General features: G+C 65.3%; 10 protein-coding genes. 5 read left to right on the top strand and 5 right to left on the bottom strand.

Annotated elements, in window-relative coordinates; all coding sequences use genetic code 11:
* Positions 1–95: MerR family DNA-binding transcriptional regulator (locus KBY71_RS14300; protein ID WP_254929563.1), on the bottom strand; the 95-nt coding region annotated here is incomplete at its 3' end.
* A 226-nt stretch (positions 96–321) separates the two neighbouring features.
* Between KBY71_RS14300 and KBY71_RS14295 the strand changes: the two genes are divergently transcribed.
* Genes KBY71_RS14295 through KBY71_RS14280 form a run of 4 tightly spaced genes read left to right on the top strand, consistent with a single transcriptional unit; the run spans position 322 to position 3,352 of the window.
* The gene (locus KBY71_RS14295; RefSeq protein WP_254929562.1) at positions 322–1,632 is read left to right on the top strand and encodes an Nramp family divalent metal transporter; all 1,311 of its coding nucleotides are present in this window, start codon (positions 322–324) and stop codon (positions 1,630–1,632) included.
* Positions 1,633–1,661: 29 nt separating this feature from the next.
* On the top strand, positions 1,662–2,231 hold the full coding sequence (locus tag KBY71_RS14290) for a class I SAM-dependent methyltransferase (protein WP_254929561.1): 570 nt from the start codon (positions 1,662–1,664) through the stop codon (positions 2,229–2,231).
* A 39-nt stretch (positions 2,232–2,270) separates the two neighbouring features.
* A complete protein-coding gene (locus tag KBY71_RS14285) occupies positions 2,271–2,621 on the top strand; it encodes an EamA family transporter (RefSeq protein ID WP_254929560.1) in 351 nt (116 codons plus the stop codon).
* Positions 2,585–3,352 carry a DMT family transporter gene (locus KBY71_RS14280; RefSeq protein WP_254929559.1) on the top strand — a complete coding sequence of 256 codons (768 nt, stop codon included), beginning with the start codon at positions 2,585–2,587 and terminating at the stop codon, positions 3,350–3,352. The genes KBY71_RS14285 and KBY71_RS14280 overlap by 37 nt, the downstream gene beginning before the upstream one ends.
* A gap of 174 nt (positions 3,353–3,526) precedes the next feature.
* Here the strand turns inward: KBY71_RS14280 and KBY71_RS14275 are convergent, their stop codons facing one another.
* On the bottom strand, positions 3,527–3,811 hold the full coding sequence (locus tag KBY71_RS14275) for a galactose oxidase (RefSeq protein WP_254929558.1): 285 nt from the start codon (positions 3,809–3,811) through the stop codon (positions 3,527–3,529).
* Between the two features lie 71 nt (positions 3,812–3,882).
* Between KBY71_RS14275 and KBY71_RS14270 the strand changes: the two genes are divergently transcribed.
* Complete coding sequence (locus tag KBY71_RS14270) at positions 3,883–4,299, top strand: low molecular weight phosphatase family protein (RefSeq protein WP_254929557.1); 417 nt, start codon at positions 3,883–3,885, stop codon at positions 4,297–4,299.
* Between the two features lie 22 nt (positions 4,300–4,321).
* On the opposite strand, the gene KBY71_RS14265 is transcribed toward KBY71_RS14270, so the two are convergent.
* From KBY71_RS14265 to KBY71_RS14255, 3 genes are all read right to left on the bottom strand, one after another.
* Entirely contained in the window at positions 4,322–5,104 is a 783-nt protein-coding gene (locus KBY71_RS14265) for an RAD52 family DNA repair protein (protein WP_254929556.1), read from the bottom strand.
* Positions 5,105–5,195: 91 nt separating this feature from the next.
* Positions 5,196–5,822, bottom strand: a complete 627-nt coding sequence (locus KBY71_RS14260; protein ID WP_254929555.1) for a siphovirus Gp157 family protein — start codon at positions 5,820–5,822, stop codon at positions 5,196–5,198.
* Positions 5,823–5,882: 60 nt separating this feature from the next.
* Positions 5,883–6,326, bottom strand: a complete 444-nt coding sequence (locus KBY71_RS14255; protein WP_254929554.1) for a DUF2493 domain-containing protein — start codon at positions 6,324–6,326, stop codon at positions 5,883–5,885.
* Between the last annotated feature and the right edge of the window lie 83 nt (positions 6,327–6,409).

Raw genomic sequence — 6,409 nt, 5'->3', positions numbered from 1 at the left:
GTGCGCTGTGGCACCGGCAGTAAGTGCTCGCGTTCGTAATAGCGGATGGTTTCGATCTTGACTCCGGTGGACCGTGCCAACTCGCCGATCTGCATGGATTCATCCCCTTGGGTTGGCAAGTCGAGCGGGCAAGACTCCATGCCACAACGCTAGGCCCTTGACCCTGAAGCCACTTCAGGCTGTTCGATGGGTGCATCTCTTCCTCTCGACTTCTGAGCTGGCGGTGATCGATCCATTACCCAGGGCGAGCTCAGGCCAGCCATGCCCCAGCAGGATCGCAGCCACCCCCGCCTTACCGTCCAACTCCGCTGGCATCGCTTCATGCCTGATGCACCGATCGGCACCGCCGCTCGCCTCGACCCGCAGGCCGTGGAGGTGCCTGCCGGCCTGAGCATGCTGCGCACCTTCCTGCGGGTGCTCGGCCCCGGCTACTTGGTGGCCGTTGGCTACATGGATCCAGGCAACTGGGCTACCGACCTGGCGGCCGGCTCCCAGTTCGGCTACCGCCTGCTGTGGGTGATCGGGCTCTCCAGCCTGATGGCGATGCTGCTCCAGTCGCTCTGCTGCCGACTAGGCATCGCCACGCGACTCGATCTGGCCCAGGCCTGCAGCCAGCTTCTGCCGCGGTTCTGCAGAATTCCCCTGTGGCTGCTGGCCGAGGTGGGCATCATTGCCTGCGACCTGGCCGAGCTGGTGGGCAGCGCCATCGCCCTTCAGCTGCTCTTTGGCCTCCCCTTGCTCTGGGGGGTGGGGCTCACGGCCGCTGACACCCTGTTGCTGCTGGCGCTGCAGCGCTTCGGGATCCGTCGCCTTGAGGCTCTTGTGATCGCCTTGGTGGCATTGGTAGGCGGCTGTTTCGCAGTCGAGATGCTGCTGCTCCAACCCAATTGGAGCCAGGTGGGCCTGGGATTCATTCCCCAGGCCGCGAGCCTCAGGGACGGGCAGCAGCTGTTTCTGGCGGCCGGGATTCTCGGGGCCACGGTGATGCCCCACAACCTCTATCTGCATTCCTCGTTGGTGCAGTCCCGCCGCTGGAGCGGCGGCCAAGTGGCGCAGCGCAGGGCCCTGGCTTTCAGCACCTGGGACACCCTGATCGCCCTCAGCCTGGCCTTTCTGATCAATGTCTCGATCCTGGTGCTGGCCGCCGGCAGTTTCTACGGAAGGCTGCCGCAGCCGGTAACTGACCTCAGCGAGGCCTACCGGTTGCTGACGCCGATGCTGGGTACGTCGCTCGCCAGCGTGCTGTTCGGCGTGGCCCTGCTGGCGGCGGGCCAGAGCTCCACCCTCACCGCCACCATGGCCGGTCAGATCGTGATGGAGGGGTTTCTGCAGATCCGTCTCCCCGACTGGAAGCGACGACTGCTCACCCGCGGCCTGGCCCTGATCCCGGCGATGGCCACGGTGATCCTGTTCGGGGAACGGGCCACCACGAATCTGCTGGTGCTGAGCCAGGTGGTGCTGTCGCTGCAGTTGCCCTTCGCGGTGATCCCGCTGGTGTGGTTCTGCGGGCGGCGCGGTCTGATGGGCGAGCTCAGAGCGCCGCTCTGGCTTCAGGCAGCAGGCTGGCTGTGCGCCAGCGTGATTGTGATGATCAACCTCTCCTTGCTCAGCGCGGTGCTGCGGGGCGGCTGAACTGTTGACAGCCGCCTCTGCGTGGACCCATGACGAGCAAAAACCACTGGGAGTCGATCTACGCATCCAAGGCCCCTGAGTCGTTGAGCTGGTATCAAGCCCATGCCGATGACTCACTCCAGCTGCTTCAGGCTGCCGGCCTACCACTGGATGCGTCGATCATCGATGTGGGCGGGGGTGCCTCCACGCTTGTGGATGACCTCCTGAACCTTGGCTACCAACGAATCACGGTTCTGGACCTTTCCGGTACGGCACTGGTGGTGAACCGAGAGCGGCTTGGCGCACGCGCAGCTGCGGTGCAGTGGCTGGAGGCCGACATCCTCACGGCCACCCTGCCCGCCCATGCCTATGACGTCTGGCATGTCCGGGCCGTGCTGCGGGCGCTCAAGCCTGGTGGCACTCTGCTCCTGGCAACCTTTGCAGAAGATGGCCCCACCACTTGCAGTGGCTTGCCTGTGGTGCGGTATTGCCCTGAGAGGCTCCAGGAAACCTTGGGGTCAGCACTACTTTTGCTCAATCATGGGTGGTTCTGCCGTCGCACACCAGGTGGCGCGGAGCAACACTTTCTGGCTTGTCGGTTCCAGCGGACTTCCCCATAGTTTTGGAATAGAGCGCGTCCGGTTGTTGTGGTGATCCTGATGAACTCCCAGACGCGAGAACAGCGCCGCGGCTGGCTGTCGGGCCTGCTCGCTGCTGCGCTGTTCGGCTCCAGCGCTCCGCTGATCGGCAGCTTCAGCCACGGGGCTTCTCCCGTGCTCGTGGCGGGTCTGCTCTACGCCGGTGCGGCATTGGTGCTGCTGCCCCTGGCCGTGGCCGAGGCCCCGACCAGCCGCCACGCTCCGATCCAACGGCAGGATCTCCCCCTGTTGGGGCTGATCACCCTGCTGGGCGGCATCGCCGGTCCGATCGCCCTGGTCAAGGGCCTGGCGCTGCTCACCCCGGGGCCTCGGCGTTGCTGCTCAACCTGGAGGCGGTGTTCACGGTGCTGATCGCTGTGGGGGTAGTGAAGGAGCATCTCGGCCGGGAAGGCTGGGCGGCGGCCGCGCTCACGCTCAGCGGCGCCCTGGTGCTCTCGGCGGGTCCCCTGGGCGGCAGCCAGTGGCAGGGCGTGCTGTGGATTGCCTTGGCCTGCCTGTGCTGGGGAATCGACAACAACCTCTCCCAGCGCCTCAGCCTGCGCAACCCCCTGCAGATTTCCGCCGCCAAGGCCCTCGGGGCTGCCGTGCCAATGCTGGCCGTGGCCCATCTGCAAGGGCATGCCATTCCGTTCGCCTGGATGAGTGCCTCCCTGCTCGGCATCGGCAGCCTGGGCTATGGCGTGTCGATCTGGCTCGACATGGTGGCCCTGGCCTCCCTTGGCGCCGCCAAGGAAGCCGTGGTCTTCTCCACCGCTCCCTTCCTTGGTGCTCTGGTGGCCCTGCTGGGTTCACCGCTCAGTCCATCGCTTGTGCTGGCAGCGGCCACCATGGCGCTCAGCACAGGACTGCTGCTGCGATCCAGCCATGGCCACTGGCACCGCCATGCCGAACTCGATCACCAGCACCGCCACTTCCATGCCCCTGTAAATGGTGATGCGCACCACATTCATTCCCACCGACCGGAGGATCTCGCGGACCTCGAGCCTGACCAACCCTTCTGGCACAGCCATCGGCACCGCCATGACCCGCTGGCCCACGAGCACCCGCACGTCAGCGACGTGCACCACCGCCATCAGCACTGACCTGTCCGCTCTGCGTACGCCACAGATCCAGATCAATAGCCAGCTCTGGGCTGATCAGCTCCAGCCGCTGGCCGGTACGATCCCAGCCGGTCGGGCGAAAGCGCAGCACCTGGCTGCCTTGGCTCAGCCAGCCCTCTTTGGGGGAGTGCGGCGGCCGCCGGCTTGCAGCAGCTGTCAGACCCCTTCCGGCGCACAGCTCCGCTGGCGAGCCATGTCGTCAGTCCACCCCTGGCAGCGGCTGGTGAGGTGCTCGCCATGGGCGATCAGCCCCTGGTGCAGCTGACAGGTGAGCACCGGGATGCAGTTCACCCCGGCGTGATGGCGAAACCAGTGGCAGGTCATGCAGACCTTGCGGCTGCGGGTCTTGAGCAGGACGGCCTCGTCGAGGTAGGGCCACTCCTCGATCGGGGTATCGAGCCGGGCATTCAGTGCTGCGGGCCGGGGGAGAGGGGCACCCATGAATCATGGCCAATGCGTACGCTTGTACTAGCACGGTTGGCGGTGGGCTGCGCCAAGGCGGCAATGCGGCTATGGGCTCCACCGCCATCCACAGAGTGATCTTTGTTTGCCGGCAAAACTCCCGGCGATCACAGATGGCCCATGGCCTGCTGGAGGCCCGCGAGTCCTCCGGTCTAGAAGTTTTCAGCGCAGGTCTTGATGGTGCTGGTGGTCTGGCAGAAGAAGCCATCACAGTGATGGAGGAGCAGGGCATCGACCTGCTCGGCCAAAGCTCCAATTCCCTGCGGGAGTATTTGCCCGAGCTGTTCAGTGCGGTGATTGTGCTTTGCGGTTGCCTCCCTGAGCTGCCGCCTGCCTGGCAGCAGCGGCCTCTCGTTGAGGACTGGGACATACCGGACCCGACCGCAGGCGATCTTGATTCGCACCGACGCGCTAGGGACCTAATCACCGGTCGGATCGATGTTCTGTTGCAGCAGCTGACTGGTTGAGCGACTTGTTGCGGCCGGAGCCTCAGGCCACCACTTGTTGATGTTGAAGAAGGAACGTCTCGATCCAGTCGCGGTGCCGGCGCTGGCTGATGCGATCAGCAATTGAGGGTGCATCTGGCGGCACCTGAAAACGCTTGCGGAATGCCTTGGTGAGACCTTCCAGTGCCGGGCGAGGTAGGGAGCGAATGGTGCTGTGTAGCTGGTGAATCGTGCCTGGATCAAGTGGATCAAGGCTGGGATCGACCTCTGGCTGCGCAGGTGATTGGAGCTGGCGCCCAGGCGCCACTTCTGCTGGCCTGCTGCTGGGGTTGGCGCTTGGCACCGGCGTAGGTGCTGCAGAGCTGGTGACCTCCCTCTGCTGCTTGTCGTAGAGCGCCAGCCCAAACGGATTTCCAAAGGTCATCAGGGCCCTCTTCATGGCGTCGGTTTCGGCCTCTTTGAGGGCTGATTCATGGGCCTGGCCCAGATCAGCGTCGATGCCATGACCGGCACCGCTGCCTTCTCGGATCACCTGGGCTCCTACTCCATCACCAACGGTGATGCGCACCCGGGCGGTGTAGGTGACACCCCAGCCTGCGCGGTTGCTGCTGCCCAGGGTGCGCTCACGCTCAGAGACGCACTTCACGGCGATGGTTTCACGCTGCCAGCAGTCAAAGCCAAAGATGCGGTTGGCCTCGGCAATTGCTTGCCAACCCTCTAGGTAGGCCAGGGAACGGCCGGCCTGGCTGCGGGTTTGGACCTTGGCGCGATCGAGTGGAGCGGAAAGGGCAGCGATCTGCTCGGGGGAGAAGACAGCGGTGGCCATGCGAATACTGAGATGTGAAAGGTGATTTGGGTGGAAGGGGTATGGGCCCGCCCCTGTAACGGACCCACGTGAAGGGAGGCTCTGCCCCCCGTCAGTGAATGCGCCAGGAGCGGCGGTTGAGCAGCTGGGCGCCAGCGATCTGGCGGCCAGCCTTGAGGGCTTCCTTGATGGCGTTCTTGTCTGGCTTGCTTGTGGTGGAGAAAGTGAGCCACTCGGCATCGAGGGCCTGCTCGTCGTCGATCACGACAGCCGAAGACTTGCGGCTGTTGAGTTCGTGGTTCGGGAAAGAGAAGCGGGTGGCCGCTGGCTGCAGCTGGGTGAGGACAAAGATCAGCGATTCCTCCAGGGCCTCGGCCCGGCTGGCATCGGAGCGGGCCAGATCGGTGAGCCGCTTGGCCTGCTGCTGGCGGTAAGCGGCCTGGCCGCGCAGATGCTCGATCACCCAGCAGGTGGCATCGGCCTTGGCCGCTAGGGCGGCCTTGTTGCCCTCTTCTGCAAGCAGTGCCGCCTCCAGCTCAGCCAGAGCTGAAGCCCGCTGTTCGGGGTCATCGGTTTCCAGCTGCTCGGCCAGCTGGCCGATGCCGGTGGTGAGCTCCTGGGCCTCGATGCCCAGCTGCCAGAGAGAGCCAGATCGCTGGAGTGAGCAGGCCAGACCTGCCGTTGATTGAGCCGATTGAACGGCTGCAGCGGAGGCGGGGATGGGGGTGAGAACAGCCATGAGGGTGTGGGGGAATGAACGGATCGGAAACAGAACGGAGCGCCGATGGCGCACAAGGCTTCAGGAGCGGGCGGAGACAGGAACAGCCCAGAGCCCTGCCGAGGGACTGACCTGGGCCACCGAGATCGGGACCGGAGATCGGGCGGCCATACGGCGGGCTTGCTGCACCAGCGAGGCGGTGCCTGCTCCACCGGGGAAGGCCACGACCAGCACCGAGGCCATCGAGCCAGGGGAGGTGTGAGCCTCCGCCCGGGCAATGGCCTGCTGGAGCAGCTCGCGATTGCGGATTGGCCCGGCGGCCCGGCCGTGGCGCTCCCACTGGGCCGGCATCACCAGAGACGACCAGCCCAGCTGATGGGCCGCTCGGCCGATGGCGGCATCGGCGCCGCGGGCACCGCCATGGAGCAGCAGGTGCACCAGCCGGCCGCCGCTACGGGCGAGCAGCTCAGCGGCGACCCGCTGATGCGGCCAGGCCAGATCGCGGCCGCCACCAGCCGCGATCACAAGCGAATAAGCAGAGCCCGAACGTGGCTCAATTGAATGACAGAGAGCCATGGAATCAGCTGCCAAAAGTGACAACTGATCGG

Source organism: Cyanobium sp. T1B-Tous, assembly GCF_024345475.1.
Classification (GTDB): Bacteria; Cyanobacteriota; Cyanobacteriia; order PCC-6307; family Cyanobiaceae; genus Cyanobium_A.
This window is presented reverse-complemented; position numbering and strand designations above follow the sequence as displayed.